This window comes from Paraburkholderia mimosarum LMG 23256 = NBRC 106338 (assembly GCF_000739815.1).
GTDB classification, from domain to species: Bacteria; Pseudomonadota; Gammaproteobacteria; order Burkholderiales; family Burkholderiaceae; genus Paraburkholderia; species Paraburkholderia mimosarum.
Window position 1 is genome coordinate 1 of sequence record NZ_BBJJ01000076.1, and the last position, 502, is coordinate 502.

The 502-nt window shown below is 57.6% G+C and carries 1 protein-coding gene; it reads right to left on the minus strand.

Annotation, left to right across the window (positions count from 1 at the left end):
• Nucleotides 1-276: 276 nt before the first annotated feature.
• Nucleotides 277-502: hypothetical protein (locus BMI01S_RS42635; protein ID WP_218002760.1), on the minus strand; the 226-nt coding region annotated here is incomplete at its 5' end.

A 502-nucleotide genomic window follows, 5' to 3' on the forward strand; every position in this document is an offset into this window, starting at 1 on the left:
GCCTCTCGTCGTAAATCGTGAATGGCTCCGGAGCGTCTGTCACCACTCGCCCACAGACGGAGTGACAAGGCACTCATCCTTCCGGCGGCGCTGCGCGCCCCGAAGGGCATAACGAAAAAAACATTGGCGTCCGTGCGTTCTCGCGACACTTGCCATGCCCCTCTGTTTCCCATGCAGACCCTTCCGCAGCGCGCGTAGCGAGCGGCGGGATGAATGAGCGCCTTGTCACTGGCTTTGAAGGTGCGAGGTGACAGACGCTCCGGAGCCATTCACCCATTACGGCGAGAGGTGAATGGTGGCAGGCATGGGCGGTGTGAGCGGCTTTCTTTTGCCTACTTTTCTTTGCCACGGCAAAGAAAAGTAGGTGCCGCCCCGCACAGGGGCAACGCTTGCATACCGACGCGAATACAAGAAAATGCCAAAAGGGGCGAAGAACCAACAAAACAACAACAAAGACAGAACATCAGGACCCTTCCCATTCCCACCTTTCGGCATGCCGAAA